Here is a 26,575-nt window from a genome sequence, read left to right as displayed (position 1 = left end):
AGCGGAAGAGGCCCGGAGTTCCGACTCCGGGCCTCTTCGCACATCCGGCGACCGGCAGCGATCGCCGACGCAGAGAGGTCCCGGATGCTCGAGCTGGACGAGGACGCCTTCGAAGCCCTGGTGATCTCCGAGCTCGACGCGCTCCCGGACGACATGGTCGACGGGCTCGACAACGTCGTGTTCGTGGTGGAGGACCGGCCCGAGGACGGGACCCTGGATCTGCTCGGCTACTACGACGGCGTCGCTCTCACCGAGCGTGAGCGCTACGGCTTCGGCGAGATGCCCGACCGCATCGTGCTGTTCCGCGAGCCACACCTCGCCGCGTGCGACGATCTGGACGCGCTGCGCGACGAGATCCACGTCACCCTCGTCCACGAGATCGCGCACTTCTACGGCATCGACGACGACCGGCTGCACGAGCTCGGCTGGGCCTGATCACCGCCGAGGGAGAGCCCCCACGGGAATCCGCGCGTCGCCGCGCTCGGACGGGACCCCTCAGCCGCGCACCGCTCCCCCGCCGCCCGTGTCCAGCACGAGGTCGGCGTTCTCCCGGGTCCGCTCCCGAGCGCAGTAGGAGCGGAAGTCGCGGTCCCAGGCGTCCCAGTGCGGAGCGAAGAGCTCGCCGTCGCGCTCCAGCGCGCGCACGCGCCGAACCTCGTCGTCGGCCTGGAGCCAGACCACCAGATCGGCGTGGCGGCGCGCGGCGGCGCCGGCCGACCCGCAGCCCTCCAACACCAGAAGCTTCTCGCGGACGGCGCGGCGCCCGGCCGTCGTCCCCGCGGCCCAGTTCCAGGGCCGCCAGTGCGCCACGAGGCCGAGGCCGTGGGGGCGGACGAGCGTCCCGGCCGTCTCCCGCGACGCCCGGTCCAGGCCCGTCCAGCCGGGGTAGAGGTCGTCCATCCGCACGAGCGTGACCGACGGTGCCGCCGGCGCGAGACGGAGCTGCTCGACCAGCGCGCGCGCGAACGTCGACTTGCCGGAGCCGCTCGGTCCGTCCAGCAGCACCGTCCGACGCCGCCGCGCGATCACGGAGCGGGCGAGGTCGCCCGCCGTGTGATCCGTCAGCGGCAGGATCCGCTCAGCCATGCAGGACGAAGCTCCAGGAGCCGGTGACGACGGCGGCGGTCACGGCGACGGCAGCGATCAGCACTCCGCCCGCGAGCAGCAGGAGGTCGCCGGCTCCGAGGCGCGACTGCCGCGCCCAGGTGCGCGGGACGCCGGAGCCGAAGCCCTTCGCCTCCATCGCCGTCGCGAGCCTGCTCCCCCGCCGGATGGCCAGCACGAGCAGCGAGAACGTGCGGGCCGCGAGGCTGCGGAGCGCCTCGACGGGCCCGCGGCCGTCGGCGACCCCACGGGCCCGGCGGGCCATCGACAGGGTGCGCCAGTCGTCGACGAGCAGACCGACGAGCCGCATGCCGGCGAGAGCGCCGAGCACGAAGCGCGAGGGCAGGCGCAGGATCTGCGCGAGGCCGTCCGCCAGGTCCGTCGGGTCGGTGGTGGCGATGAGGACCACGCTCGGCAGTCCGATCGCCAGGACGCGCAGCGCGATGGCCAGCCCGAGGGCGACGGATCCCTCTGTGACCGACACGATGAGGAACTCCGCGTAGACGGCGCCGCTGTCGCGCCCGTAGAGGACTGTCGAGAGGCCGGCGAGCGGAGCCGCGATCCAGACGGGAGCCGTCCGCCGCACGAGCTCACCCGCTCGGAGCCCCGCGAAGGGCAGAACCAGCAGCTCGAGCGCCAGCGCCGTCGCCGCGGAGACCGCATCGACCGTGAGGAGGAGCGCGAACGCGATGACCAGGCTGGCGAGGAGCTTGGCCACCGGGTTGGCCCGGGCGATCCGGCTGCGCGCGGGAACGGAGTCGAGGAGCGTCATCCCGACACCACCTCGCGGGCGCCGAGGGTGACGACCGAGTCGGCGAGGGCGGCGACCAGCGCCTCGTCGTGGGTGACGGCGAGCACCGCCGTGCCCGCGTCGCGCTGCTCGGCGAGGAGGTCGACGAGCACCTCCCAGGTCAGGCGGTCCTGCCCGAACGTCGGCTCGTCGAGGACGAGCACGGACGGCGACCGGGTGAGGGCGGACGCGACGGCCAGGCGCCGCTTCTCGCCTCCGGAGAGGGTGAACGGGTTGGCGTCGGCGAGGTGCGCGAGGCCGAGGCGCTCCAGGAGCTCCTCCGCCCGATGCCGCTCCGTCTCGTCGCGGGCGCCCAGCGCGAGCTCGGCGCGCACGCGAGCGGTGAGGAACTGGTGCTCCGGCTCCTGGAACACCATCGCGATCCGTCCGGCGAGCTGAGCCGAGGTCCAGCGGATCGGCTCCGGGCCCGCACCGGCGCGGAGCGACTCGGAGGCGGTCACCCGCCCCGCGACCGGCGGCAGGAGACCGGCCAGCGTGAGCGCGAGGGTCGACTTCCCCGCGCCGTTGGGTCCCAGCACGGCCGTGGCCCGCGCGGAGTCGACGGCGAGTTCGAGCCCCGAGGCCACGATGGTCGAGCGGCGGCGCCCGAGGACGGGCCGGCCGATGGCGAGGTCGTGCGCGCTCAGGGCGGCGGGCGAGGGCAGCACGCTCGCCCCGCGCCTGGCGGGGGTGTCACCGGGCAGCCAGACGCCGGAGGCGCGGAGCACGTCGTGCGTTCGATCGAGTACCTCGACCGGAGCGCCGTCGGCGACGACCGCGCCGTCCCGCCCGAGCACCACGACCCGGTCGACGAGGCCGACCCACACGTCGACCCGGTGCTCGACGACGATCAGCGTCGCCCCCGTGCGGGCGGCCGTGCGCTCCACCGCCGCCCGCACCTCGCGTACACCGTCCGGATCGAGGTTGGCGGTGGGCTCGTCGAGGAGCAGGAGCCGCGGACGCATGGCGAGCACACCCGCCAGGGCGAGCCTCTGCTTCTGCCCGCCCGAGAGCGCCGAGGTGGAGTGGTCCAACGGCACGTCGAGCCCGACGTCGCCGAGTGCCTCCCGCACCCGCGCGGGGATCTCCTCGCGCGGCACGCCGAGGTTCTCGCAGGCGAACGCGACGTCGTCGCCGACCCGCGCCAGGACCGCCTGAGTGTCCGGATCCTGCAGCACGAGCCCCGCGACACCGCGCCGGGTGAGCGGCGCGGCTCCGTCGATCTCGAGCTCGCCCGCCGCGGAGCCGTCCTCCTCCCCGCCGAGGACGCCGGCCAGGGCGTGCAGCAGCGTGCTCTTTCCCGCGCCGGAGGGGCCGAGGAGCAGCACGCGCTCCCCCGGCTCCAGCGCGAGATCGAGGCCGGAGAGGGCGTCGCGGGAGCGTCCCGCGTGCCGCCAGCTCCAGCCCCGCGCCCGGACGTAAGCGCCGCTCATCGAGCGCCCGCGCCGGCTCCCTCGACCGTCCGGCCCTCGCGCCCGGAGGCGAAGCGGTCCAGCGCTCCCGAGGCCGCGAGCCCCCGCACCGCGAACCAGGACAGCAGCCCGGCCAGGAGCGCGCCCGAGACGATCGAGGAGGCGACGTAGACGGTCTTGAAGAGCGCGTCGTTGACGGCGTAGTACGACAGCAGGTCGTTGATCGCGAGGGCGAGCCCCGCACCGGCACCGGCCAGCATCGCGACGAGCGGACGGCCGCTGCGGTAGAGGAAGAGCGCCAGGACGATCTCCGCGCCGAGTCCCTGCACGAGTCCGGAGATCAGCACGGTGAAGCCCCACTGGGTGCCGATCAGAGCCGACACGGCCGCGGCGACCAGCTCGGTGTAGAGCGCGGCTCCGGGCTTGCGGATGATCAGGCCGCCGAGGACGCCGGCGAAGAGCCAGCCGCCGCCGAGGAGCCCGCCGAGCCCGGGCAGGAACTCGAAGGCGAGGCCGAGGACGTTCGTCGCCAGGCCCCAGGCCCAGAAGACGATCCCGCTCGCGACGGCGACGACGCTCGCCACCACGATGTCGACGACCCGCCAGCGCAGATCGCGCCGGGCCGGGGCGGAGGAGGTGAGGTTCTGCGCGTTCGTGTTCTGCGCGTTCGTGTTCTGCGCGTTCGTGTTCTGCGCGTTCGTGTTCTGCGCGTTCGTGTTCTGCACTGACGTGCCCTTTCGTGGAAGCGAATGGAGGGCACGGGTTGGTAAGAGGAGATCGAAACGTTCCTTCGCTGGCATGACCCAGATCAGGTTCGACGGTCGAAGGCTGCTGCCTTCCTCTCAGCCCGGTGCACCGGACTCCCGTGTTCATCGGCAATCATAGACGTCATGTCGTGGTCGGTGGTCGTCGTCCTGGCCGTGCTGCTGATCGTCCTGCTGCAGGCCCTGCTCTGGCAGCGCCGTGCGCGGATCCGCCGCGAGCTGCTCAGCTACGGCACGCGGGTGCCGGCGCGCGTCGTCGGGCCGGATCCGGCACGCGGCGATCGCGATTCGGCACGGGATCTGGGCAGGCTCCTGGTCGTCTACCGGACCGCCGAGGGTGTGGAGAAGCGCGCGCAGAAGTACCCGCTGAAGCGGGGGGACGCGTGGATGGCCGGTGAGCCCGCCGCGGTGATCTACGACCCCCGCCGGCCGGACGACGCCGAGCGTCTGATCGTCGGCTTCGGCCGGACGAAGAAGAAGTGGTACCCCGCGCGCCAGCAGCGCGCCAGCTGACGCGGGGCCGCTCCGGCTACTTCTTGAGGGCGCGGATGATGCGCGCGAGGGCCTTGCCGGTCACCCACACGAAGGGGATGCCGACGGCGAGGACCGAGATCACGTTCGGCTGGAACCGCAGGCCGAGGTCGTCCTTGATGTAGGCGCCGATCGGGATGACCGTGGCGCCGCCGCCTCCGCCGCCGCCCTCCTGGCCGTCCTCGGAGCCGCTGCCTCCGCCGAAACCGAACCAGCGGAGGGCGACGGGGACGAGCGAGACGCCGTCGACGGTGACGGGCTCGCCGTAGATCGTCGCGGTACCCGCGGTGGTGACGGCGTCGGCCAGGGAGACTGCGATGTTGGGCATGGTGCGACGGTACTCCGCGGCTCTCCGCGGCGACAAGCGGCCCGCCGGGGCGCACAGGACTCGTCCATGGACCTCCGGGGACCTGCTGCCATGATCGACGGATGTCCGCCCGCACCCGCCGCCGCCGCCCCGTGCGCTCGGCCGCGGTGGCGGTCGCGAGCCTCGTGCTCGCCGCCTTCCTCGCCTTCCACCGCGCACTGCCCGATCCGATCGGCTGGCTGTCGGTCCTCGAGGTCGGGATCCCCTGGACGGGGCTCCTCGTGCTGCTCCTCATCGCGGCCGCGGCGGCCCTCCGGTCGCGCCGGACGGCGGCCGCGGTCACCGTGCTGGCGATGGTCTACGGCGTGCTGGTGCTGCCGGTCGCACTGCCGGCGCCGGCCGTGCGCTCCGGCTCGTTCACCGTCGTCAGCCAGAACATCGAGACGAGCGGCGACGCCGGCGGGCTCGCCGCCTCGCTCGCCGCCCGCGGCCCCGACGTGATCGCGCTGCAGGAGCTCGACGGAGACGCCGTGGACGCGGTCGACGCCGAGCTGGCCGACGAGTACCCGTACTCGTCCGTCTCGAGCACCGTCGGCGTCTGGAGCCGGACCGAGCTGACCGACGAGGAGCCGCTCGACCTCGGTCTCGGCTGGGAGCGCGCGCTCGCCGTCGACGTCGACACGCCGGTCGGCAGCGCTCGCCTGTTCGTGGTGCACCTGGCCTCGTTCCGGCCGGGCGACCACGAGGAGCGGGACACCATGCTCTCGAACCTCGCCACCGCTCTCCGAGACGACGAGTCGGAGCGGACGCTGGTCATCGGCGATTTCAACACGCCGACGGACGACCACCTGTTCGCTCCGGTGCTGGCGGAGGCGGGTCTCGTCCGCACGGGCGGAGTCGGCTTCCCGGCGACCTGGCCGTCCCTGCTGCCGCTCGTCTCGCTCGACCACGCGCTCGCCGACGGCGTCACCGCCGCGACCGTCGCGGTCCTGCCGCCGAACGGCTCCGACCACCGCCCGATCAGTCTGACGATCGGTTCCGCGTAGCGAGCGTGTCGCTGAGGTCGATCCCCTTGGCCGACTCGGGAGCCGACCGGGACAGGAGCGAGGCGGGACGCACGGCCCCGGAGCCGAAGCGGGCGGCCACGCCGTCGACCGCGAGCTCCGCGTCGCGCCAGTCGTCGGAGTCGCTCCACAGGGAGAACGCGACGTCGTCGCCCTCGACCAGCTGCTCGCCGCGCACGCCGATCAGCCGCACGGGCCGCCGCATCGGGTTGGCCGCCTCGAGGAGCGCGGAGGAGGCCTCGTAGAGGACCCGGGCCACGTCCGTCGCCTCGACGAGCGTGCGGGAGCGGGTGAGGGTGCTGAAGTCGCCGAAGCGCACCTTCACCGCGACGGTGCGGCAGCGCACTCCCGAGCGGCGCATCCGCACGGCGACCTTGTCGCAGAGCCGCAGCAGCTCACGACGGACGAGCTCGGGGTCGGCCACGTCGTCGGCGAACGTGATCTCGTGTCCGGCGCTCTTCTCGATCTGGCGGGTGTCGACCGGCCGCGGATCCACCCCGTTCGCCAGGGCGTGCAGGCGCCTCCCGGTCGCCTCGCCGAGGGCGGACACCAGCGACGGCAGCGGGGTGGTCGCGACGTCGGCGACGGTGCGCAGACCGCGGCGGACGAGCGCCTCCTCCGTGCTCGCGCCGACTCCCCACAGCGCGCTCACGGGCAGCGGATCGAGGAACTCGCGGACGCCGTCGGCGGGGACGACCAGCAGACCGTCGGGCTTGGAGCGGCCGGAGGCGAGCTTGGCGACGAACTTGGTGCTGGCGATCCCGACCGAGCAGGTCAGCCCGAGCTCGGCGTGCACCCGGCGGCGGATCTCGGTGCCGATCGCGAACGGCGAGCCCGAGATGCGGCGGGCACCCGCGACGTCGAGGAACGCCTCGTCGATGCTCAGGCGCTCGACCAGCGGCGTGAAGGAGTCGAAGATCGCCATGACGCGGCGAGAAGCCTCGCGGTAGCGCTCCATGTGCGGCTCGAGGACCACGGCCTGCGGGCAGCGGCGGAGGGCGACCGCCATGGGCATCGCCGAGTTGACGCCGTAGCGGCGCGCCTCGTAGGTCGCCGCTGTGACGACGGAGCGCGCTCCGTGGTGCCCCACGATGACCGGCCTCCCGCGCAGATCCGGCCGGTCGAGCAGCTCGACGGAGGCGAAGAACGCGTCCATGTCGATGTGCATGATGCTCGCGCGCGGGTCGTCGAAGGGCTCGGTCGTGACCTGCCGCCCCGTGCCGTCCTGCTTGCTCACGCGGTGCCGTCCTGCTCGCTCACGCCGTGCCGTCCTGCCTGCTCACGCCGCTCCGTCCTGCTCGCCCACGCCCTGGGACATGCTCGCACGCACCACCGACATCGGCCGCTCGACCGCTGCGCGCGGGCCGGCCGGGAATGAGCGCCGACCACTCGCGGTTGACCCGAGCACCACGACGCTCCGGAGAGACCATGACGCACGAGCAGCCCGACTCCCCCACCGCCACCGAGACCGGCCCCGGCGCCGAGATGAGCCGCTGGCTCGATCTGCAGGACCGCGCCCACCGCGCCTTCGAGCTCCGGCTGAGCGCCGTCGAGGACTGGTCGGCCCCCACGCCCGACACCGAGTGGGACACGCGCGCGCTCGTGCTGCACGTCGTCCGCGAGCAGCAGCGCGCGCACACGCTCCTCTCGGGCGGCGACGAGTCGGCGCTGCGACTCGAGTCCGTCGCCACCGATCTGAGTAGCGAGTGGCGCCGCGTGACCGACCGCCTGCGCGTCGCTGTCCGCACCGTCGACCCGGCGGCGACCGTGCAGCTGGGGCGCGACACCGTCAGCGCCGTCGAGCTGCTGCAGGAGCAGACGGCCGATGTGACCGTCCACGCCTGGGACCTCGCCCGCGCGACCGGCAGCGACGAGCGGCTGGACGAGGAGCTCGTCGCAGCGGTCTGGGAGCTCTTCGCACCCCAGGAGGAGACCCTGCGCGCGAGCGGCCTCTACGCCGCGCCCGTGCCGGTCGACGACGCCGCCTCCCTCCAGAGCCGCCTGCTCGCCATCACCGGACGCGACGACCGGATCGCCGCCTGACGGCCCGGCGCCCGGACGCCGTCAAGGCCTGGGGGCGTCCAGGGACGCCGCGGCAGGATGGAGTGGACCACGAACACGGGGCGACCCGCCCCGACGAGGAGAGGAACGTCCATGACACGCATCGCCGTCATCGGAGCCCACGGCAAGGTGGGGCAGCAGATCCTGCACCTGCTCTACGACGCCGGCCACGAGTCGGTCGGAGTGATCCGCAACCCCGATCACGCCGAGGACATCGTCCGGCTGGGCGGCGAGCCGCTCGTGCACGACCTCGAGGACACGACGCCCGAGGCCTTCGCCGAGGCGCTGGGCCACGTCGACGGCATGGTCTTCACCGCCGGAGCCGGGCCCGACTCGGGCCCGGAGCGCAAGCGCACCGTCGACCTGGGGGCGTCCGTCCTCAGCCAGAAGGCCGCCGCGATCGTCGGGGTCCAGCACTTCGTGCAGGTCAGCGCGATCGGTGTGGACGAGCCGCTCCCCGAGGACACGGAGGAGGGCTGGAAGGCCTACGTCGAGGCCAAGCGCGACGCCGACGCGGCACTGCGCGACTCCGGCCTCGACTACACGATCCTCCGCCCGGGCGGGCTGACGGACGACGAGGGCACCGGCACGATCACGCTCGGCACCTCCGTCGAGAAGGGGAGCATCCCCCGAGCGGACGTCGCCGCCACGGTGATCGCCGCCCTGGCGCAGCCGACCTCCATCGCGAAGACGTGGGAGATCGTCTCCGGTCCCACCCCGATCGAGGACGCGGTGGCTCAGGGAGCCTGAGCCCCGGCACCTCCTCCTAGAGTGGGGCGGGTGAGCACCCACCCGCCCCGCCCCTGGATCCGCAGCTACGCGCCCGGCGTGCCGACGGAGCTCGAGCTCCCGACCGGCTCGCTCGTCGACATCGTCACCGAGTCGGCCGAGCGGTATCCCCACCAGGTCGCGCTCGAGTTCTTCGGCCGTTCGACCAGCTACTCCCAGCTCGCCGACGAGGTGGAGCGGGCCGCAGAGGGCCTCCGCCGCCTGGGCGTCCGCGCGGGCGATCCTGTCGCCCTCGTCCTCCCGAACTGCCCGCAGCACGTCGTCGCCTTCTACGCCGTCCTCCGGCTCGGCGCCGTGGTGGTCGAGCACAACCCGCTCTACACCCCGCGCGAGCTGCGCCACCAGTTCGAGGACCACGGCGCTCGTGTCGCGATCGCCTGGAACCGCGTCGTGCCGACGGTGCAGGACCTCCCTGCCGACCTCGGCGTCGAGACCGTCGTCGCCGTCGACCTCACCCGCGCGATGCCCGCCTCGATGCGCGCAGCCCTCCGCCTGCCGCTGAAGAAGGCCCGGGAGTCGCGCGCCGCGCTGACCGGGCCGGTCCGCGGTGCGATCGAGTGGGAGTCGCTGCTGAGGCGGCGGATCGACCCGGCGCACCCGCGCCCGGTCGCGGAGGACCTCGCGGTCATTCAGTACACGAGCGGCACGACCGGCACGCCCAAGGGCGCCGAGCTGACCCACGCGAACCTGACGGCGAACGCCGCCCAGTCGCGCGCCTGGGTGCCGACGGTCCGCCGCGGCGACTGCGTGGTATACGCAGTGCTCCCCATGTTCCACGCCTACGGGCTGACGCTCTGCCTCACCTTCGCGATGAGCATGGGCGCGCGCCTGGTGCTGTTCCCGAAGTTCGACCCGGAGCTGGTGCTGAAGGTCGTCAAGAAGCACCCCGCCACCTTCCTCCCGGCCGTTCCGCCGATCGCGGAGCGCCTGGCGCGCAGCGCGCAGCAGCGGGGCGTCTCCCTGCGCGGCATCGAGATCGCCATCTCCGGCGCGATGCCGCTCGACCCGGCGCTGGTCGAGTCGTTCGAGGCGCTGACCGGAGGCACGCTCGTCGAGGGCTACGGCCTCTCGGAGACCTCTCCGGTCCTGATGGCCAACCCGGTCGGTCCGACGCGACGCGCCGGGACGGTCGGGCTCCCGCTGCCCGGCACGGACGTGCGGATCGTCGACCCCGAGGATCCCGACACGGAGGTGGCGACCGGCGACCAGGGCGAGCTGGTCGTGCGCGGTCCGCAGGTGTTCCGGGGCTACCACCGCAAGCCCGACGAGACGGCGGCGACCTTCACCGGCGACGGCTGGTTCCGCACCGGCGACATCGCGACGATCGACGAGGACGGCTTCGTGCGCATCGTCGACCGGATCAAGGAGCTCGTGATCACGGGCGGCTTCAACGTCTCGCCGTCCGAGGTGGAGGAGGTGCTGCTCCGCCTGCCCGAGATCAAGGAGGTGGCGGTGGTCGGCCTGCCCGATCCGCGCAGCGGCGAGTCCGTGGCGGCGGCGGTCGTCCTGGAGCCGGGCGCGCAGCTCGACGTCGCAGCCGCCCGCAAGGCCGTCCGGGAGGCGCTGACCCCCTACAAGGTGCCCAAGCGGATCACCGTCGTCGACGAGCTGCCGCGGAGCATGATCGGCAAGGTCCTCCGCCGCCAGGTGAAGGCGATGCTGACCGACGAGGACTAGCCCGGAACGAGCGAGGGCCCCCGACCACTGTCCGTGATCGGGGGCCCTCTGCAACGAGGCTAGAAGCCGAAGTCGCCGCCTCCGAAGTCGCCGCCCCCGCCGAAGTCGCCTCCGCCACCGAAGTCGCCGCTGCCGGAGTCGCCCCAGCCGCCGCCGTCTCCGGCGTCCGCACCGGAGGCGTCCGCACCTCCCGCATCCGCTCCGCCGTCGGCCGAGGCGTCTCCCCCGCCGTCACCGCCGGCGTAGTCGCCTCCCGCGTCGGGGAGGAACGCGCCCGCGATGGCCGAGCCGATCGCGAACCCGGCGATCGTGCCGAGCATCGAGGAGGCGAGGACGCCGCCGAAGCCCATGCCTCCGCCGCCGGAGAAGCGCCGCTCCATGAATCCGGGCTGGCGCAGCTCGCTCCTCGTGGCGGACTGGGCGAGCGTGCGGGGATCGTCGTCCTTCGGCGCGTCGCCGACAGGGGCCCCCTCGCTGAGCTCTCGGAAGACCTGCTGGCGCTGCTCCGGGGTCAGCTGCTCGAAGGCCTCGCGGTGCACCTGCTCGATCGCCTCGGGCGGCGCGGTGCGGAGGAGATAGCGGTAGCGCTCGATGGCACGCTCATCGTCGGTGCGCGGAGACGTCGCCGGAGGGGAGCCGTACTCGGGCCTGCGCTCCGCGGCCTGCGGCGGCGCGTACGTCGAGCGGCGTGCGCTCTCGGGCTGCTCGTCGCGGCCCAGCAGTCGGTCCAGGAATCCCATGATCTCCTCCTCGGCGCCCGACGGACGCACACCGCCACCGTAGGCCCCTCGTCGCTCCGGGTGCTGAGCGTTCTCTCAGAGGCTGCTCGGAGCGGGGGCCTCGGTCATTTCTGCTTCGGGATGACCACCCACATCACGAGGTAGGCGATGATCTGCGGCCCCGGGAGGAGGCACGAGAGCACGAACAGGAGACGCACCACGAAGGGGCTCCAGCCGAATCGGCGGGCGAGACCGGCACAGACGCCGGCGATGATCCTGCCCCGACGGGGGCGCACGAGAGTAGCCATGACTCCACTCTGGCGCAGGGCGCCTGAGCGGGGCATCCGGGAAACCCCCTAGGTCTGCGCGGGAGTCCCGTCGAGCTCCTCGGGCCGGAACGCTCCGACCGAGCGGGCGAAGGCGGCGGCGCGCTCGGCGTCGGCCTCCGGCCAGACCACGTGGAAGCGCTCGAAGACCACGTCGCCGATGCCGCCCGGTGAGACGCGGGCGAAGTAGCGGCGGTGGCCGTCGAGCCAGGAGGCGCGCGTGCGGTCCCCCTCGCCCTCGGCCCAGGCGAACGCGTCGTCGACGGAGTCGAGCGGACCGGTCCGCACCTCGTCCGTCACGAGGACGACACGCGCCGCTCCCGCGCCGTCGCAGACGATCCAGTGGTCGCCCGCGACGGGCGCCCCCTCCTCGGCGAGGGACGCCGTGGCCGTCTTCACTCCGCGCCGCACGAGGCCCAGCAGCTCGTCCGCCATCGCCGTGCTGTCGCCGAACGCCTCGACCGGCGGGAGCGCTTCGTCGACTCCCGGATGCGTGGAGCGGTACTCCGCCCAGAGGAGCGCCGCCGAGGCGGCGTCGGCGTCGGGGAGGGCCGTGCGCTCCGGCGCGACGGGCACGAGCGCCACGATGTTCGCCCCGGCCAGGGAGGCGGGATCGTCGGGGTGGTTGTCGGGCGTGGTGACCGAGGCGAAGGGCCAGTGCTGCTGGAGCCAGCGGCGCGCGTAGGCGTCGAGCTCCTCCTCGAGCCGCGAGCCCCGGACGGCGGGGACGACCCACCAGGAGGCCTCGGCGGAGTCGCCGCCGCCGGGCCGGACGCTCAGAGCGCCCAGCGCCTCGGTGCGGTCCGGGCCGACGAGCAGGAACGCGTGCGCTCTGCCCGCACGCGACTCCTCCTCGAGGCGCAGGAGACCGCGCACGTCGTCGCCGAGGGACGCCGACGGCAGGGCGGCCGGATCGTCCACGCGGAGGAGAGCCGCGAGCCACGGTCTCTGCTCGCCGATCACCGCGTGCAGGAGGTCCGCGTCGCTGGAGACGAGAGGACGCAGGAGGGCGCCCGCCGGCAGCTCGAGCCGCGCGGGAAGGGGCGCGTCGCCGGTTCCACCGCTCATGACCGCACCTCCCCGCGCACCGGCTCAGCCGGCCGCGCGCTCCAGGACGAGCTCGCGGACGCGGGCGGCGTCGGCCTGCCCCTTCATGGCCTTCATCACGGCACCGATCACGGCACCGGCGGCCTGCACCTTGCCGTCGCGGATCTTCGCGAGCACGTCGGGCTGCGAGGCCAGTGCCGCGTCGATCGCCTCGATGAGCGCTCCGTCGTCCGAGACGACCGCGAGTCCACGGGCGTCGACGACCTCCTGCGGGGTGCCCTCTCCGGCGATGACGCCCTGGAGGACCTCGCGGGCGAGGCGGTCGGTCAGCGTGCCGCTCTCGATCAGACCGGCGAGCTCGGCGACCTGGGCCGGGGTGACCAGGGATGCCGGGTCCTCGCCCGCCGCGTTCGCGAGGCGCGCGATCTCCCCGGTCCACCACTTGCGGGCCGCCTGCGGAGCGGCTCCCGCGGAGACGGTCTCGGTGATCTCGACCAGCAGGCCGCTGTTGGCGACGTCCTGGAACTCGAGGTCGGTGAAGCCCCACTCCTGCTTGAGGCGGCGACGGCGGTCGGCAGGCTTCTCGGGGAGCGCGGCGCGCAGCTCCTCGATCAACTCCGGGCTCGGCACGACCGGGAGCAGGTCGGGCTCCGGGAAGTAGCGGTAGTCGTCGGCGTCGCTCTTCGGCCGGCCCGCGGAGGTGCGGCCGGTGTCCTCGTGCCAGTGGCGCGTCTCCTGCGTGATCGTGCCACCCGCGGCGAGGATCGCCGCCTGGCGCTGGATCTCGTAGCGGACGGCGCGCTCGACCGAGCGGAGCGAGTTGACGTTCTTGGTCTCGGTGCGGGTGCCGAGCTTCTCCTGACCGATCGGGCGGAGCGAGACGTTCGCGTCGCAGCGCAGGTTGCCGCGCTCCATCTTGGCGTCCGAGATGCCGAGCGCCAGCACGATGTCGCGGATCGTCGCGACGTAGGCCTTCGCGTACTCGGGCGCGCTCTTCCCCGCGCCGTAGATGGGCTTCGTGACGATCTCCACGAGCGGGACCCCCGCGCGGTTGTAGTCCACGAGCGAGTACTCGGCGCCCTGGATGCGGCCGGTGGCGCCGCCGACGTGCGTGAGCTTGCCGGCGTCCTCCTCCATGTGCGCGCGCTCGATCGGGATCTGCACGAGCGAGCCGTCGGCCAGCTCGATCTCGACCGAGCCCTCGAAGGCGATCGGCTCGTCGAACTGCGAGATCTGGTAGTTCTTCGCCAGGTCCGGATAGAAGTAGTTCTTGCGCGCGAAGCGGCTGGACGGGGCGATCGAGCAGCCCAGGGCGAGGCCGAGGCTGATCGAGTAGCGGACGGCCTGCTCGTTCACGACCGGCAGCGAGCCCGGGAGGCCGAGGTCGACCGGGGTCACGTTCGTGTTGGGCTCGGACCCGAACTCGTTCGGCGCGTCCGAGAACATCTTGGTCTTCGTGTTGAGCTCGACGTGCACCTCGAAGCCGAGCACCGGCTCGAAGGTCTCGAAGACCTCGTCGTAGTCCATCAGCTCGGGAGCGGACGTGTGCGCGGAGGCCATCAGACGGCACCTTCCTCAGTCGCGGAGAGCACGGAGTGGGTCAGGTCGGGGGCCTGCGCGAGGAGCGGGCGGCCCCACTTCTCCTCGAGCAGCGCCTCGAGCGCGGCGCCCACGGTGTAGAGGCGCACGTCCTCCCGGGCGGGAGCGAGGAACTGGATGCCGACGGGCAGCCCGTCCTCGTCGGCGAGGCCGGCGGGGACGGAGATGCCGGGGATGCCGGCCAGGTTCGCCGGGATGGTCGCGACGTCGCCGCGGTACATCGCCAGCGGGTCGTCGAGCTTCTCGCCGAGGCGGTAGGCGGTCGTCGGTGCCGTCGGCGAGGCGATCACGTCGACGTCCGCGAAGGCCGCGTCGAAGTCCCGCTGCACCAGGGTCCGGACCTTCTGCGCGCTGCCGTAGTAGGCGTCGTAGTAGCCGGCCGAGAGGGCGTAGGTGCCGAGGATGATCCGGCGCTTGACCTCGGGGCCGAAGCCCTGCTCGCGGGTCGCGGACATGACCTGCTCGACCGTGCCGCCGCCCTCCGGCGTGACGCGGAGGCCGAACCGGACCGAGTCGAACTTGGCGAGGTTGCTGGAGGCCTCCGCGGGGAGGATCAGGTAGTAGGCGGCGACCGCATGCTCGACGCTCGGGAGGCTCACCTCGACGACCTCGGCTCCGGCGCCCTGAAGGATCTCGAGCGCCTCGTGGAAGCGCGCCAGCACGCCGGGCTGGAAGCCCTCGCCGCCGTCGAGCTCCTTGACCACGCCGATCCGGAGGCCCGTCACGTCGGCGCGGCGCACCGCGTCGGCGAAGGAGGGCCAGGAGTCGCGCAGCGACGTCGAGTCGCGCGGGTCGTGGCCCGCGATGACGTCGTGCAGCAGCGCGGAGTCGAGGACCGTCCGGGAGACGGGGCCGATCTGGTCGAGGCTCGAGGCGAGCGCGATCGCTCCGTAGCGGGACACGCCGCCGTAGGTCGGCTTCACGCCGACGGTGCCGGTCACGTGCGCGGGCTGGCGGATCGATCCCCCGGTGTCGGAGCCGAGGGCCAGGGGCGCCTCGTAGCTCGCGACGGCCGCGGCGGACCCGCCGCCGGAGCCGCCGGGGATGCGGTCGAGGTCCCACGGGTTGTGGGTGGGGCCGTAGGCGCTGCGCTCGGTGGTCGAGCCCATCGCGAACTCGTCCATGTTGGTCTTGCCGATCGGGACCAGCCCGGCCTCGCGGACCTTGCGCATGACGGTCGCGTCGTAGGGCGGGCGCCAGCCCTCGAGGATGCGGGAGCCGCTCGTGGTCGGCATGTCGTTCGTGACGATGACGTCCTTGACCGCGAGAGGCACCCCGGCGAGGGGGTGCAGCGACTCGCCGTCGGCCCGCCGGCGGTCGATCGCCTCGGCGGACGCGACCGCGCCCTCGCGCGCGACGTGGAGGAAGGCGTGGACCGCTCCGTCGACCGCGTCGATGCGCTCGAGGTGGGCGCGGGTGGCCTCGACCGAGGAGACCGAGCCGTCGGCCAGCTTCCCGGAGAGGGCGGACGCGCTGAGGCGGACGAGCTCGTCGCCGTGCGCGCTCACTGCTCCTCCCCCAGGATCGCGGAGACCTGGAAGCGGCTGCCGTCGTGCTCGGGCGCGCCGGAGAGCGCCTGCTCGAGCGTGAGGGTCTCGCCGACCACGTCGGGCCGGAAGACGTTCTCGAGCGGGATCGGGTGGCTGGTCGCCGGCACGTCGGGCGTGGCGACGGCCTGGACCGCGCGCACGGAGTCGACGATCTGGCCGAGCTCCCTGGTGAGGCTCCCGATCTCGTCGGAAGTGAGGTCGATCCTGGCCAGCTGGGCCAGATGGGCGACCGTGTCGGCCGTGATCTCGGACATGCGTCTCCGTCTGGTGGTTCGGGGGGATTTCCGGCCGCCAGTCTACTCGGCGCGCCCGCACCGCCTCCGCCCGTGCCGCCCGCCCGTCAGGAGCCGCCGAAGAGGCTGGCGCCGTGCTTCAGGAGGGCGTTGTACGCGCCCTCGTAGGTGGTCGGCAGGTCCTCGCCGGGCTCGCCGTACCGGGCCAGCAGCAGGCCCATCAGGCCGACGGCGGGCGGGCTCAGCGGCTTGTCGCGGTTCACGTGCGCCGGATGCGCCGGTGCCGCCTCGGGGTTCGGCGGCAGGTACTGCGGCACCGTGGTCGGCCAGTCGCCGATCTGCCGCGGCTCGTCGAGGGTCAGCACCCCGAAGAGGTCCGGGGCGGAGGCGTCGCGAGCGGTCAGCGGCTCGAGGCCGTGCAGGGCGCTGAGGGTCCGGATCACGGCGCCGTGGTGCAGCTCGTCGTGCACGATCGTGCCGGCCCTCGTGTACGCCGAGACCGCGATCGCCGGCACGCGGCAGCCGAGCCGGTCGAAGGCGAAGCCCATCTCGCCCTCGCGGCCGTCGCCCGGCGGAGTCGCCGACGGCGGGGGGACGTGGTCGTAGAGGCCGCCGTGCTCGTCGAAGGTCGCCAGCAGGAGCGTGTTCACCGCGTTCGAGCCGGTCGTGCTCGCGCTCTCCCGGATCGCCGAGTACACCTGGTGCAGCAGCAGCTCGCCGGCGCGGACGTCGGACAGCGCGCTGTCGTAGACGGGCGTGCCGTCGACCTCGTCCTCGTGCAGGACCCCGGTCGGCGGGTGCATGTCGTTGTGGTCGAAGACGAGCCGCGGCTCGAGGAAGGCGTAGTCGGGCAGCTCGCCGTTCTCCACGTCGGCGTAGAAGCGGTCCATCGTCGAGAAGTGGGTCTTCCAGTACTTCTCGAGCACCGGCGCGTGCAGGAAGCCGGTGTAGGAGACCACCTGCAGCGCGTCGAAGTAGACGCGCCAGGTCCTCCCCGCCTCCTCGAGGCGGTTGAACACCGTCGGCGCGTCGGTCAGGTCGTCCGCGAGCCACTTCTCGTAGCCGCCGCCCTGCTTGTTGGTGACGAAGCCGTGCGAGGTCGACGCGTGCAGGAAGGACCGGTTGCAGAAGGTCTGGGAGGGGACGGCGCAGAACCACTGGTCGAAGACGGCGAACTCGCGGGCGAGGGTGGAGAAGACGGGCAGCATTTCCGGCGAGAAGCCGCCCATGATCGTCCGCACCTCCTCCGCCGTGGGCTCCTGCCCCTTCTTCATCACCCTCAGGTGCTGGACGTAGTCCTCGAGGAAGCCGCTCATCGTCGGGGCGGAGGCGTCGGCGGGCGCGTTGAAGGGCGCGGTCATGGCGCCGACGGTGCGGCCGGCGTTCTCGGGCGGATCCACCGTGCCGAAGAGCTGAGTGTTGACGTGCGGGTACTCCTCGCCCGGGTCCGGGTCGGGCTGGCGCATCACGGAGTCGGTGGCGCCCTCGTAGACGTGCGTGCCGACGGTCAGTCCCCCGGCGCTGGTGTTCGTCCGCTCGTCGGGGAGGAGGCCCTCGAAGCTCTCGCCCGCGGGCAGGTCGTCCGGTCCGTAGAGGCGGCCGAGGACGTTGTCGAAGGAGCGGTTCTCGAACATGATCACGACGACGTGGTCGAATCCCGGCTCCGTGCGGGCGGGCAGTCGCGGCTCCTCCTCGCGGCGGGGGCCGGAGGCGACGGCCGCGCCGATCGCGCCACCGGCGAGAGCTCCGGCTCCGACTCCGGCGGCGGCGGTGCCGGCCAGGAAGCGGCGGCGCGAGCGGGAGCGGGGAGCTCCGTCGTCGTGCTCCGAGGGCGTCCGCTCGCTGGTCATCTCCGCCGCCTCTCCTGCGCCGCCTGCGCCTGCTCGGAGTGTAGCGACGCGCCCGGGACGGCGGCTCGAACGCGGGCGAGCAGTCCCGACTCCGGCTCGGGGTCGACGTGCGCGCGGCGGGCCGCGTCGCGGAGGCGGCGCCCGACCGGCGCGGGCGGCGCGAACGCCGGCGCCGTGCGGGGCCAGCGCGCGAGGGACCGGTCGGGACCGCTGAGGAGTGCGGCCAGCTCACGGACCTGCGGATCGACGAGGGCCCGGCGCACGCCCGCCCGGGCGCGGACGAGCTGCGCGGGAGTCTCCGGACCGAGCGGCACGCCGATCCGTGCACCCGAGGGGACGGCCGAGGCGAGCACGAGCGCCGGCACCGTGCCAGGCCGCTCCGCGCTCCCCCGCGCGGTGACGAGGAACAGCATCCGCCGCCCCGCCCGCTCCGCGTCGCGGACGGCGTCGAACACGACGTGCAGCAGCTGCTCCGCGAGGCGCGCATCGGCGGATCGATCGGTGCCGGCGGCTGCGGCGTCGGCGAAGTCGGCCGGATCGACGAGGGACCGCGGCTCGACCAGGACGAGCGGAGGCAGGGTGCCGGCTGCGGCCTCGGCGGCCAGCGCGTCGATGGGAAGGAGGCGCCCGCCGCGGGAGCCGGCGGCGCCCGGATCGCGGTGGGGCCACTCCGGATCGGCGAGGAGCGTGGTCGAGACGCCCTGCCGCTCGTCGACCGCGAGAGCCCAGCCGGTGCCGGTCTCCCGGGCCGCGCGCAGGGCCGCCGGCAGCGGATCGCGGCCGTCGGCGCGCCAGTGGTCGGCCCGAGCGAAGGCCGTGGCGAGGAGCGCGTGCACCGGCAGCATCTCGGGGGCGAAGCGCGCGCCCGGAGGATCGTCCGGGCCGGGCGCGGTCATCACGGCGTCCGTATCACCGGTGAATACCGGACCGTCCGGATCGTCGAGCGCGCCGAGGACCTGGTCGCGGCTGCGGCCGGCGAAGGAGAGCACGACCAGGTGGTCGATCCGGCCCAGCACCTCGGCGGTCCGGCGCTCGGCGGCGGTGGGCCGAACCGCGGCGTCGAGCGCGAGCGACGCTGCGTCGGCGAGGGAGCGGCGCAGGACCGCACGCCGCTCCCCGCCGCCCGCGTCAGGCATCGGGCCCGGTCGGCTCCTCCGTGCTCGGGGCGGCCGCGTCCGGGACGGCGTCGGTCTCCGGCACGGCGTCGTCCTCCGGCGAGGCGTCGGAGCGCGATGCGCCGGCGACGTCCCCGTCCGGGCCGGCGGCGGCCTCCTCGGGAGCGTCGGCGGACGCCTCCTCCGGCAGCGCGATCGCGTCCGGTCCCTCCGTCACCAGGAGGTGGAACTCGGCCGCGGTGATGATCCGGAGCCCCAGGGCCTCGGCCTTGCCGAGCTTGCTGCCGGCGCCGGGACCGGCGGCGACGTAGTCGGTCTTCTTGGAGACGCTCGAGCCGGCCTTGCCGCCGGCCGCGAGGATGGCCTCCTGCGCCCCCTCGCGGGAGTACCCCTCCAGGCTGCCGGTCGCCACGACCGTGAGACCCGCGAGCACCCCGCCAGCGGCGTCCGCGGCACCGGGACCGGGGTGGCCGGGCGTGGCGAAGCGCACTCCGGCCGCGGCCCAGCGGTCGACGATCTCGACGTGCCAGTCGACCTCGAACCAGGCGATCAGGGCGTCGGCGATGATCCCGCCCACCCCGTCGACCGCGGCGAGCTCGTCGCGGCTCGCCACGCGGATCGCGTCGAGCGAGCCGAAGTAGCCCGCCAGCGCGCGCGCGGCGACCGGGCCGACGTGCCGGATGCTGAGCGAGACCAGCAGGCGCCACAGCTCCTTGGTCTTCGCCCGCTCGATGTTCTCGATCAGCCGGAGGGCGTTGGTGGAGGGCACGGAGGCGGCGTCCCCCGCGAAGGCTCCCGCCTCCGGGTCGAAGGCGCCGTCCTTGGCGAGCTGCCGCTTGCGCTTGAAGGGCGTGACGACCTTCGGATCGCCCTTCGCGTCGAGCTTCTGCAGACCCGTCTCGGAGTCGCGGACGACGACCTCGATCGGGAAGAGATCGGCCACCGTGAGCTCGAACAGGCCGACCTCGGTCCGCAGCGGCGGCTCGGCGGGCACCAGGGGCTGGGTCAGGGCGGCGGCGCTGACCTCGCCGAGCGCCTCGATGTCGAGCGCGCCGCGGCTGCCGATGTGCTCGACGCGCCCGCGGACCTGCGCGGGGCAGGACTCCGCGTTGGGGCAGCGCAGGTCGACGTCGCCCTCCTTGGCCGGAGCGAGCGTGGTGCCGCACTCGGGGCACTGCGTCGGCATCACGAACTCGCGCTCGGAGCCGTCGCGGAGCTCCACCACCGGGCCGAGCACCTCGGGGATGACGTCCCCGGCCTTCCGCAGCACGACCGTGTCGCCGATGAGCACGCCCTTGGCCCTGACCACGTCGGCGTTGTGCAGCGTGGCCTGGCGCACCTCGGACCCCGCGACCTTCACCTTGGTCATCTGGGCGAACGGCGTCGCGCGGCCGGTGCGCCCGACGCTCACGACGATGTCGAGGAGCTTCGTGTGGACCTCCTCGGGCGGGTACTTGTAGGCGATCGCCCAGCGCGGCGCCCGGCTGGTGGCGCCGAGCTCGTCGTGCAGCTCGAGCTCGTCCACCTTCACGACCACGCCGTCGATCTCGTGCTCGACCGAGTGCCGCTCGCGGCCGTAGCGGTCGACGAAGGCGAGCACCTCCTCCACCGAGGCCGAGACGCGGTTGTGGCCGCTGACCGGCAGTCCCCAGAAGGAGAGGAGCCCGTAGACCTCGGACTGGGTCGCGACCGGCGGGTCCGGCCAGGCGCCGATGCCGTGCACGTAGAGCGCGAGGGAGCCGACGCGCGCCTCGCCGGCGCGCAGGTCGAGACCCGACTTCTTGTCGAGCTGCTGGCGGAGGCCGCCGCTCGCCGCGTTCCGCGGGTTGGCGAAGGTCGGGAAGCGCCGCAGTGCGCTCGTGCGCGCCTTCTCCTCCTCGAAGACGCCTCGGGTGGCGGGCGGGCGGGACGACCAGCGGGTCCGCGCCTCCTCGACCGCCTCGTCGCGCAGCGTCTCCTGGAGGGCGTTCAGCTCGGCGAAGGCGGCCACGGGGATGAAGACCTCGCCGCGGACCTCGACGAGTGCCGGGTGGCCCTCGCCGGAGAGGCGCTCGGGGATGCCCGCGACGCGGAGGGCGTTGACGGTGACGTCCTCGCCGGTGCGGCCGTCACCGCGGGTCGCCGCCGTGACGAGGCGGCCGTCCTCGTAGTGGAGGGAGATCGCGAGCCCGTCGATCTTGAGCTCCGTGAGCCAGGCGACGGGGCGGTCGGCCGAGGCCACCGTCTTCTCGCACCACTCGCGCAGCTCCTCGGCCGAGAACACGTTGTCGAGGGAGAGCATCCGCTCGGCGTGGTCGATCGGGGCGAGGCCCGCTCCGACGATCCCGCCGACGGTCCGCGTCGGCGAGTCCTCGGCGGCGAGCTCGGGGTGCTCGGCTTCGAGCGCGGCGAGCTCGCGCACCAGGGCGTCGTACTCGGCGTCGGACAGCGGCGAGGAGTCGGCCGCGTAGTAGTCGTCGCTCGCCGACCGGATCCGCGCCCGCAGCTCCTCGACGCGGGCGGCGGGCTCGACGGCGCTCACCGGAGCACCGCGGCGTCGGCCGCGACCGTGCGGTCGATCGTGCACTGGCCCAGCACGCGGGTGCCGAGGTAGACGACGGCCGTCTGGCCGGGGGCGACGCCGTCGAGCGGCGAGTCCGGAGTGATCACGAGCTCCACCCTGCCATCGACGTGCGACACCACCGCGGAGGCGGGGACCGGGTCGGCGTGGGCGCGGATCTGGACGTCGCAGCGGAAGGGCGCGTCCGCGTCCTCGGGAGCGGCCCCCGCCCAGGTGAACCGCTCGCCGGCGATCTCGCCGATGCGCAGCGCCTCGCGCGGACCGACGACGACCTCGTTGCTCACCGGCCGCACCTCCAGGACGAAGCGCGGCCGGCCGTCGGGCGCCGGGACGCCGAGGTGCAGGCCCCGGCGCTGGCCCACCGTGTACCCGTGAGCGCCCTCGTGGGAGCCGACCACCGCGCCGTCACGATCGACGACCGCTCCGGTCTCGGGGGCGACGCGCTCGGCGAGCCAGCCGCGGGTGTCGCCGTCGGGGATGAAGCAGATGTCGTAGCTGTCGGGCTTGCTCGCGACGCTGAGGCCCCGCTCGGCCGCCTCCGCGCGCACGATCGCCTTGGACGGCGTGGAGCCGAGCGGGAACATCGAGTGCCGCAGCTGCTGCTCCGTCAGCACGCCGAGGACGTAGGACTGGTCCTTCGCCTCGTCGCTCGCGCGATGGAGCTCCGGGGAGCCGTCGGCGGCGGTGCGGAGGGAGGCGTAGTGACCGGTGCAGACCGCGTCGAAGCCGAGGTCGAGAGCCTTCTCGAGCAGGGCGGCGAACTTGATCCGCTCGTTGCAGCGCATGCAGGGGTTCGGGGTGCGGCCCGCCGAGTACTCGGCGACGAAGTCGTCGACGACGTCCAGCTTGAACCGCTCGGAGAAGTCCCACACGTAGTACGGGATGCCGAGGACGTTCGCGGCGCGCTGCGCGTCCATCGAGTCCTCGATCGTGCAGCACCCCCGGCTGCCGGTGCGCAGCGTGCCGGGCATCCTGCTCAGGGCGAGGTGTACGCCCACCACGTCGTGCCCCGCCTCCACCGCGCGGGCCGCGGCCACCGCCGAGTCCACTCCACCGCTCATCGCCGCCAGAACCTTCACCGTGCGAGTCTACGTTTCCCGCGGGCGCGGCCGGCAGGGGTTCAGGCGGGCAGCACCGCGCGGTTCGACAGTCCGGCTCGGGCGGCGCGGGCGTAGGCGCTGGGCAGCGCGGCCAGGAGGGCGTCGACGTCCGCGTCGGTCGAGGTGTGGCCGAGCGTCATCCGGAGCACCCCGCGGGCCTCGTCCTCGCTCCGGCCGAGCGCGAGGACCACGTGCGAGGGCTCCGGGATCCCCGCCGTGCAGGCGGACCCGGTCGAGACGGAGACGCCCGCGGTGTCGAGGAGGAAGAGGAGGGAGTCGCCCTGCGCACCGGGGAAGGCGAGGTGCGCGTTGTTGACGACCCGGCGTCCGGAGTCGAGGGCGGGCCCGGTCAGGGTTGCCCCCGGCACGGCGGCGAGGACGCCCGCGACGAGCCGGTCGCGCAGGGCCGCCAGGCGCTGCGCCTCCACCGACAGCTCGGCGTCCGCCTCGACCGCGGCGGCGGCGAAGGCCGCGGCGCCGGGCAGGTCCTGGGTGCCGGAGCGGACGCCCCGCTGCTGTCCGCCTCCGTGCAGCACCGGGACCACGCGGGCGTCGCGAGCGAGCACGAGCGCACCGGTCGCGATCGGCCCGCCGACCTTGTGACCCGAGACGCTGACGGCGGCCAGTCCCGCGCCGCGCCCGGAGCCGGAGGCGCGGCGGATCTCGGCGATCCGCAGCGGCACGTGTCCGAGGGCGGCGACCGCGTCGACGTGGAGGGGGACGCCGGCGCGGGCGCACGCGGCCGCCAGCTCGGCGATCGGGTTGATCGTCCCGATCTCGTTGTTGACCCAGAGCACCGTGACCAGGGCGACCGAGCCGGGGTCCTCCTCCAGCGCCGCGGCGAGCGCCTCCGGCCGCAGGGTGCCCTCGTCGTCGAGAGGCAGCCACTCGAGGACGGCGCCCTCGTGCTCGGCGAGCCAGGCGGCCGAGTCGAGCGTCGCGTGGTGCTCCCCCTCGGCGACCAGGACCCGGACGCGAGCCGGGTCCTCGCTCCGGCGCTGCCAGTAGAGGCCCTTGATCCCGAGGTTGACCGCCTCGGTGCCGCCGGCGGTGAGGATCACCTCGATCGGCTCGCAGCCGAGCACCCCGGCGAGCGCCGACCGGGCGTCCTCCAGCCGGCGGCGCGCCTCCTGGCCGGAGCCGTGGACGGAGGAGGGATTGCCGCCGTGGGCGGACGCCTCCGCGAACGCGGCGAGCGCCGAGGCGCGCAGCGGGGTGGTCGCGGCGTGGTCGAGGTAGATCACAGCAGCCCTTCGTCCCGCGTCGGGGGCACGGAGGGAGCCGGTGCCCGTCACTACTGTAAGTCGCATGACCTCTCACGATCCCCTGGCCCGGCTCGGCGTGACCGTGGACGATCAGGGCGGTGAGCTGCGGGTCTGGTCCGAGAGCGCGAGCGCCGTCGATCTGCTGCTGTACGACGAGAAGGACCCGACCTGGGTGACCCGCACGGTCCCGCTGGCGCGCGACGACGCCGCGGTCTGGTCCGCGCGCTCCGATCTGCTGGCCCCCGGCCGCCGCTACGCCCTGCGCGTCGACGGGCCGACGGGCCCCCGGCACCGCTTCGACCCCCGCCGGGCCCTGCTGGAGCCGTACTCCCGCGGCCTGCACCGGGTGGCGGAGAACGAGTGGCGCTCGGTCGTCGTGGACGACGCGTTCGACTGGGGCTTCTCCTCCCGGCCCGGCACCCCGATGGACCGCACCGTGATCTACGAGGCGCATGTGAAGGGGCTGACCCGGCTGAACCCGGCGCTGCCCGTGGAGCTGCGCGGCACCTACGCCGGCCTGGCGCACGAGTCGACGGTCTCGGCGCTGCTCGATCTGGGCGTGACGGCGGTCGAGCTGCTGCCCGTGCACGCGTTCGTGTCGGAGCAGCGCCTGCTGCGGCAGGGGCTGACCAACTACTGGGGCTACAACACGCTGAACTTCTTCGCCCCGCACGCCTCGTACGCCTCCTCCACCGCGCAGCGCGGCGGACCGACCGCGGTGCTCCGCGAGTTCAAGGGGATGGTGAAGCTCCTGCACGAGGCCGGCCTCGAGGTGATCCTGGACGTGGTCTACAACCACACCGCCGAGGAGGGGCCGGGCGGGCCGATGTCGAGCCTGCGCGGGATCGACGACGCCGGCTGGTACCGCCAGACGCCCGAGGGCCACTACGTGGACGTCACCGGCTGCGGGAACACGATCGACTTCGGCCGGCCCGCGGCGCAGCGCCTCGCGTTGGACTCGATGCGCTACTGGTCGGGCGAGGTCGGGATCGACGGCTTCCGGCTCGACCTGGCCGCGACCCTCGGCCGGGACGAGATCGCGCACTTCCGGAGCGACCACCCGCTGCTGCGGGCCGCGGTCGAGGATCCAGCGCTGGCCGGCGTGAAGATGATCGCCGAGCCCTGGGACGTGGGAATGGGCGGCTGGCAGACCGGGAACTTCCCGGCCGGGTGGTCGGAGTGGAACGACCGCTACCGCGACCGCGCCCGCAACTTCTGGCTCTCGGACATCGACTACGCCCGCCGCGCCGGCACGGCCCCCGTCGGCATCGGCGGCTTCGCGACCCGGCTCTCGGGCTCCTCCAACACCTTCTCGGCGGAGCGGGGCCCCCTCGCGTCGGTCAACTTCGTCACCGCGCACGACGGCTTCACGCTGGCGGACCTGGTCTCGTACAACGTCAAGCACAACATCGGCAACGGCGAGTCGAACCGCGACGGAGCCGACACCAACCGCTCCTTCAACCACGGCTTCGAGGGCCCCACCACCGACGAGCGGATCACGCTGGCGCGGCGCAAGGCGATGCGGAACCTCCTCGGCACCCTGCTGCTGTCGGCCGGCGTGCCGATGATCACGGCGGGCGACGAGACCGGGCGCAGCCAGCGCGGCAACAACAACGCCTACTGCCAGGACTCGGACCTGACCTGGGTGCGCTGGGAGGGCCTGGCCGACTGGCAGCTCGCGCTCCGCGCGCACACGCGCACCCTGCTGCGCCTGCGGCGTGAGCACCCGGCGCTGCGTCCCTCCCGCTACGGCAGCGGCGACGCGAGCGAGCCGGGCGCCACGACCATGACGTGGTTCGACGCCCACGGGCGCGGGATGAGCGAGCACGACTGGACCTCCGCCGCCAACCGGACGCTGCAGTACCTCGCCGCCTCGACGCCGGTCGAGGGCGAGCCGGACCGCGTCCTGCTGGTGGTGCACGGCGTCGAGCAGGACACCACGGTCGTGCTCGCCGACGGCGAGGGGGTCACCGGCTACACGCGCCTGTGGAACAGCGAGGAGCCGGAGCCGCTGGAGCACGGCGAGTCATTCGAGCCGGGGCAGGTCATCCGCGTGGCCGGCACCTCGATGCAGCTCTTCGCCGCGCACGGGCCGGCGGCCGAGCAGGACGCCTGATGGCGCGGAGCGGGCCGGGGACCCCGGCGACCGTCGCGCTGACGGCGGCGGGCGTCCCCTTCACTCCCCGCCAGTACCGGCACGACCCGGCCACGACGCGCTACGGGCTCGAGGCGGCCGAGGCGCTCGGCGTCGAGCCGGAGCGCGTGTTCAAGACCCTGATGGTCGACGTGGACGGCGAGCTCGTGGTGGGCGTCGTGCCCGTCACCGGCTCCCTCGGGCTGAAGGAGCTCGCGGCCGCGGTCGGAGGCAGGCGGGCGGCGATGGCCGACCCCGTGCTGGCCCAGCGCCGGACCGGCTACGTGCTCGGCGGCATCTCGCCGCTCGGGCAGAGGACGCGGCATCGCACCGTGATCGACGAGACCGTCGAGCTCCACGACACGGTGCTCGTGTCGGGCGGGCGCCGGGGCTTCGACATCGAGCTCACCCCCGCCGACCTCGTCGCCGCGACGGCCGCCCTCCTCGCCGACATCGCGCGCTGACCCCCGATCCCTCGCCGTCCTCCTCCGGGCGCCGTTTCGCTCGATGCGCCGTCCTCCTCCCGCGAGATCCCACTCCGGTCCGCGAGGCGTCGAGGAAGGCGCACCGGAGCGGCA

General features: G+C 73.8%; 25 protein-coding genes and 1 riboswitch. Of the genes, 8 read left to right on the top strand and 17 right to left on the bottom strand.

Going from position 1 to position 26,575, the window contains the following annotated elements; translation table 11 throughout:
• The first annotated feature begins 84 nt into the window (after positions 1–84).
• Complete coding sequence (locus C5D09_RS08555; protein WP_104223719.1) at positions 85–435, top strand: metallopeptidase family protein; 351 nt, start codon at positions 85–87, stop codon at positions 433–435.
• A gap of 60 nt (positions 436–495) precedes the next feature.
• On the opposite strand, the gene C5D09_RS08550 is transcribed toward C5D09_RS08555, so the two are convergent.
• The 4 genes from C5D09_RS08550 to C5D09_RS08535 are packed head-to-tail and all read right to left on the bottom strand — an operon-like array spanning position 496 to position 4,031.
• Positions 496–1,086 carry an AAA family ATPase gene (locus tag C5D09_RS08550; protein WP_104269089.1) on the bottom strand — a complete coding sequence of 197 codons (591 nt, stop codon included), beginning with the start codon at positions 1,084–1,086 and terminating at the stop codon, positions 496–498.
• Complete coding sequence (locus tag C5D09_RS08545) at positions 1,079–1,876, bottom strand: energy-coupling factor transporter transmembrane protein EcfT (RefSeq protein WP_104223720.1); 798 nt, start codon at positions 1,874–1,876, stop codon at positions 1,079–1,081. The genes C5D09_RS08550 and C5D09_RS08545 overlap by 8 nt, the downstream gene beginning before the upstream one ends.
• A complete protein-coding gene (locus tag C5D09_RS08540) occupies positions 1,873–3,327 on the bottom strand; it encodes an ABC transporter ATP-binding protein (protein WP_104232520.1) in 1,455 nt (484 codons plus the stop codon). Before C5D09_RS08540 ends, C5D09_RS08545 begins: the two co-directional genes overlap by 4 nt.
• Positions 3,324–4,031, bottom strand: coding sequence for an ECF transporter S component (locus tag C5D09_RS08535; RefSeq protein WP_374953804.1), 708 nt, complete (start codon positions 4,029–4,031; stop codon positions 3,324–3,326). Before C5D09_RS08535 ends, C5D09_RS08540 begins: the two co-directional genes overlap by 4 nt.
• A 43-nt stretch (positions 4,032–4,074) precedes the next feature.
• A riboswitch (TPP riboswitch) is annotated at positions 4,075–4,182 on the bottom strand.
• Positions 4,183–4,196: 14 nt separating this feature from the next.
• On the opposite strand from C5D09_RS08535, the gene C5D09_RS08530 reads away from it, so the two are divergent.
• Complete coding sequence (locus C5D09_RS08530) at positions 4,197–4,583, top strand: DUF3592 domain-containing protein (RefSeq protein WP_104223723.1); 387 nt, start codon at positions 4,197–4,199, stop codon at positions 4,581–4,583.
• Positions 4,584–4,599: 16 nt separating this feature from the next.
• Here C5D09_RS08530 and C5D09_RS08525 read toward each other — a convergent pair whose 3' ends face one another.
• Complete coding sequence (locus tag C5D09_RS08525; RefSeq protein WP_104269088.1) at positions 4,600–4,929, bottom strand: hypothetical protein; 330 nt, start codon at positions 4,927–4,929, stop codon at positions 4,600–4,602.
• Between the two features lie 101 nt (positions 4,930–5,030).
• Between C5D09_RS08525 and C5D09_RS08520 the strand changes: the two genes are divergently transcribed.
• Positions 5,031–5,954, top strand: a complete 924-nt coding sequence (locus tag C5D09_RS08520; protein ID WP_104250548.1) for an endonuclease/exonuclease/phosphatase family protein — start codon at positions 5,031–5,033, stop codon at positions 5,952–5,954.
• Here the strand turns inward: C5D09_RS08520 and dinB are convergent.
• Positions 5,929–7,209 (bottom strand): DNA polymerase IV, encoded by a 1,281-nt coding sequence (dinB, locus tag C5D09_RS08515; RefSeq protein ID WP_104223726.1) that lies wholly within the window; start codon positions 7,207–7,209, stop codon positions 5,929–5,931. The genes C5D09_RS08520 and dinB overlap by 26 nt on opposite strands.
• 191 nt (positions 7,210–7,400) lie before the next feature.
• Between dinB and C5D09_RS08510 the strand changes: the two genes are divergently transcribed.
• The 3 genes from C5D09_RS08510 to C5D09_RS08500 all read left to right on the top strand — a co-directional run bounded on the left by C5D09_RS08510 (position 7,401) and on the right by C5D09_RS08500 (position 10,499).
• Positions 7,401–8,015 (top strand): TIGR03086 family metal-binding protein, encoded by a 615-nt coding sequence (locus C5D09_RS08510; protein WP_258066953.1) that lies wholly within the window; start codon positions 7,401–7,403, stop codon positions 8,013–8,015.
• Positions 8,016–8,126: 111 nt separating this feature from the next.
• On the top strand, positions 8,127–8,783 hold the full coding sequence (locus C5D09_RS08505) for an SDR family oxidoreductase (protein ID WP_104223727.1): 657 nt from the start codon (positions 8,127–8,129) through the stop codon (positions 8,781–8,783).
• Positions 8,784–8,813: 30 nt separating this feature from the next.
• Positions 8,814–10,499: a long-chain-fatty-acid--CoA ligase gene (locus C5D09_RS08500; RefSeq protein ID WP_104269104.1), complete on the top strand. Its 1,686-nt coding sequence runs from the start codon at positions 8,814–8,816 to the stop codon at positions 10,497–10,499.
• A gap of 59 nt (positions 10,500–10,558) precedes the next feature.
• Here the strand turns inward: C5D09_RS08500 and C5D09_RS08495 are convergent, their stop codons facing one another.
• The 11 genes from C5D09_RS08495 to C5D09_RS08445 all read right to left on the bottom strand — a co-directional run bounded on the left by C5D09_RS08495 (position 10,559) and on the right by C5D09_RS08445 (position 23,842).
• Complete coding sequence (locus C5D09_RS08495) at positions 10,559–11,239, bottom strand: hypothetical protein (protein ID WP_104269103.1); 681 nt, start codon at positions 11,237–11,239, stop codon at positions 10,559–10,561.
• A gap of 104 nt (positions 11,240–11,343) precedes the next feature.
• Entirely contained in the window at positions 11,344–11,526 is a 183-nt protein-coding gene (locus C5D09_RS08490) for a PspC domain-containing protein (protein WP_104223873.1), read from the bottom strand.
• Between the two features lie 48 nt (positions 11,527–11,574).
• Complete coding sequence (locus C5D09_RS08485; protein WP_104269087.1) at positions 11,575–12,612, bottom strand: ASCH domain-containing protein; 1,038 nt, start codon at positions 12,610–12,612, stop codon at positions 11,575–11,577.
• Positions 12,613–12,636: 24 nt separating this feature from the next.
• Positions 12,637–14,151: an Asp-tRNA(Asn)/Glu-tRNA(Gln) amidotransferase subunit GatB gene (gene gatB / locus C5D09_RS08480; protein WP_104269086.1), complete on the bottom strand. Its 1,515-nt coding sequence runs from the start codon at positions 14,149–14,151 to the stop codon at positions 12,637–12,639.
• Complete coding sequence (gatA, locus tag C5D09_RS08475) at positions 14,151–15,698, bottom strand: Asp-tRNA(Asn)/Glu-tRNA(Gln) amidotransferase subunit GatA (protein ID WP_104223876.1); 1,548 nt, start codon at positions 15,696–15,698, stop codon at positions 14,151–14,153. The genes gatB and gatA overlap by 1 nt, the downstream gene beginning before the upstream one ends.
• On the bottom strand, positions 15,695–15,994 hold the full coding sequence (gatC, locus tag C5D09_RS08470; protein ID WP_104223877.1) for an Asp-tRNA(Asn)/Glu-tRNA(Gln) amidotransferase subunit GatC: 300 nt from the start codon (positions 15,992–15,994) through the stop codon (positions 15,695–15,697). Before gatC ends, gatA begins: the two co-directional genes overlap by 4 nt.
• An 86-nt stretch (positions 15,995–16,080) precedes the next feature.
• A complete protein-coding gene (locus C5D09_RS08465; protein ID WP_104269085.1) occupies positions 16,081–17,823 on the bottom strand; it encodes an alkaline phosphatase family protein in 1,743 nt (580 codons plus the stop codon).
• Entirely contained in the window at positions 17,820–18,959 is a 1,140-nt protein-coding gene (locus C5D09_RS08460) for a hypothetical protein (RefSeq protein WP_104269084.1), read from the bottom strand. The genes C5D09_RS08465 and C5D09_RS08460 overlap by 4 nt, the downstream gene beginning before the upstream one ends.
• A complete protein-coding gene (gene ligA, locus C5D09_RS08455) occupies positions 18,952–21,459 on the bottom strand; it encodes an NAD-dependent DNA ligase LigA (protein ID WP_104269083.1) in 2,508 nt (835 codons plus the stop codon). The genes C5D09_RS08460 and ligA overlap by 8 nt, the downstream gene beginning before the upstream one ends.
• Positions 21,456–22,577 carry a tRNA 2-thiouridine(34) synthase MnmA gene (mnmA, locus tag C5D09_RS08450; RefSeq protein ID WP_181028759.1) on the bottom strand — a complete coding sequence of 374 codons (1,122 nt, stop codon included), beginning with the start codon at positions 22,575–22,577 and terminating at the stop codon, positions 21,456–21,458. Before mnmA ends, ligA begins: the two co-directional genes overlap by 4 nt.
• 41 nt (positions 22,578–22,618) lie before the next feature.
• Entirely contained in the window at positions 22,619–23,842 is a 1,224-nt protein-coding gene (locus C5D09_RS08445) for a cysteine desulfurase family protein (protein ID WP_308471883.1), read from the bottom strand.
• A gap of 64 nt (positions 23,843–23,906) precedes the next feature.
• On the opposite strand from C5D09_RS08445, the gene glgX reads away from it, so the two are divergent.
• A complete protein-coding gene (gene glgX / locus C5D09_RS08440) occupies positions 23,907–25,979 on the top strand; it encodes a glycogen debranching protein GlgX (protein WP_104226854.1) in 2,073 nt (690 codons plus the stop codon).
• The gene (gene ybaK / locus C5D09_RS08435; protein WP_104247616.1) at positions 25,979–26,461 is read left to right on the top strand and encodes a Cys-tRNA(Pro) deacylase; all 483 of its coding nucleotides are present in this window, start codon (positions 25,979–25,981) and stop codon (positions 26,459–26,461) included. Before glgX ends, ybaK begins: the two co-directional genes overlap by 1 nt.
• The last annotated feature ends 114 nt before the right edge of the window (positions 26,462–26,575 follow it).

Source organism: Rathayibacter sp. AY1C9, assembly GCF_002932315.1.
Classification (GTDB): domain Bacteria; phylum Actinomycetota; class Actinomycetes; order Actinomycetales; family Microbacteriaceae; genus Rathayibacter.
The sequence above is the reverse complement of the archived record's forward strand: the minus strand, read 5'-3'. Positions and strand labels throughout refer to the sequence as shown.

Bases quoted from the DNA above. Each gene is read 5' to 3' on its own strand.
- C5D09_RS08555 (WP_104223719.1), top strand. From the start codon at position 85: ATGCTCGAGCTGGACGAGGACGCCTTCGAAGCCCTGGTGATCTCCGAG.
- C5D09_RS08550 (WP_104269089.1), bottom strand. From the start codon at position 1,086: ATGGCTGAGCGGATCCTGCCGCTGACGGATCACACGGCGGGCGACCTC.
- C5D09_RS08545 (WP_104223720.1), bottom strand. From the start codon at position 1,876: ATGACGCTCCTCGACTCCGTTCCCGCGCGCAGCCGGATCGCCCGGGCC.
- C5D09_RS08540 (WP_104232520.1), bottom strand. From the start codon at position 3,327: ATGAGCGGCGCTTACGTCCGGGCGCGGGGCTGGAGCTGGCGGCACGCG.
- C5D09_RS08530 (WP_104223723.1), top strand. From the start codon at position 4,197: ATGTCGTGGTCGGTGGTCGTCGTCCTGGCCGTGCTGCTGATCGTCCTG.
- C5D09_RS08525 (WP_104269088.1), bottom strand. From the start codon at position 4,929: ATGCCCAACATCGCAGTCTCCCTGGCCGACGCCGTCACCACCGCGGGT.
- C5D09_RS08520 (WP_104250548.1), top strand. From the start codon at position 5,031: ATGTCCGCCCGCACCCGCCGCCGCCGCCCCGTGCGCTCGGCCGCGGTG.
- C5D09_RS08510 (WP_258066953.1), top strand. From the start codon at position 7,401: ATGACGCACGAGCAGCCCGACTCCCCCACCGCCACCGAGACCGGCCCC.
- C5D09_RS08505 (WP_104223727.1), top strand. From the start codon at position 8,127: ATGACACGCATCGCCGTCATCGGAGCCCACGGCAAGGTGGGGCAGCAG.
- C5D09_RS08495 (WP_104269103.1), bottom strand. From the start codon at position 11,239: ATGGGATTCCTGGACCGACTGCTGGGCCGCGACGAGCAGCCCGAGAGC.
- C5D09_RS08490 (WP_104223873.1), bottom strand. From the start codon at position 11,526: ATGGCTACTCTCGTGCGCCCCCGTCGGGGCAGGATCATCGCCGGCGTC.
- C5D09_RS08485 (WP_104269087.1), bottom strand. From the start codon at position 12,612: ATGAGCGGTGGAACCGGCGACGCGCCCCTTCCCGCGCGGCTCGAGCTG.
- gatB (WP_104269086.1), bottom strand. From the start codon at position 14,151: ATGGCCTCCGCGCACACGTCCGCTCCCGAGCTGATGGACTACGACGAG.
- gatC (WP_104223877.1), bottom strand. From the start codon at position 15,994: ATGTCCGAGATCACGGCCGACACGGTCGCCCATCTGGCCCAGCTGGCC.
- C5D09_RS08465 (WP_104269085.1), bottom strand. From the start codon at position 17,823: ATGACCAGCGAGCGGACGCCCTCGGAGCACGACGACGGAGCTCCCCGC.
- C5D09_RS08460 (WP_104269084.1), bottom strand. From the start codon at position 18,959: ATGCCTGACGCGGGCGGCGGGGAGCGGCGTGCGGTCCTGCGCCGCTCC.
- glgX (WP_104226854.1), top strand. From the start codon at position 23,907: ATGACCTCTCACGATCCCCTGGCCCGGCTCGGCGTGACCGTGGACGAT.
- ybaK (WP_104247616.1), top strand. From the start codon at position 25,979: ATGGCGCGGAGCGGGCCGGGGACCCCGGCGACCGTCGCGCTGACGGCG.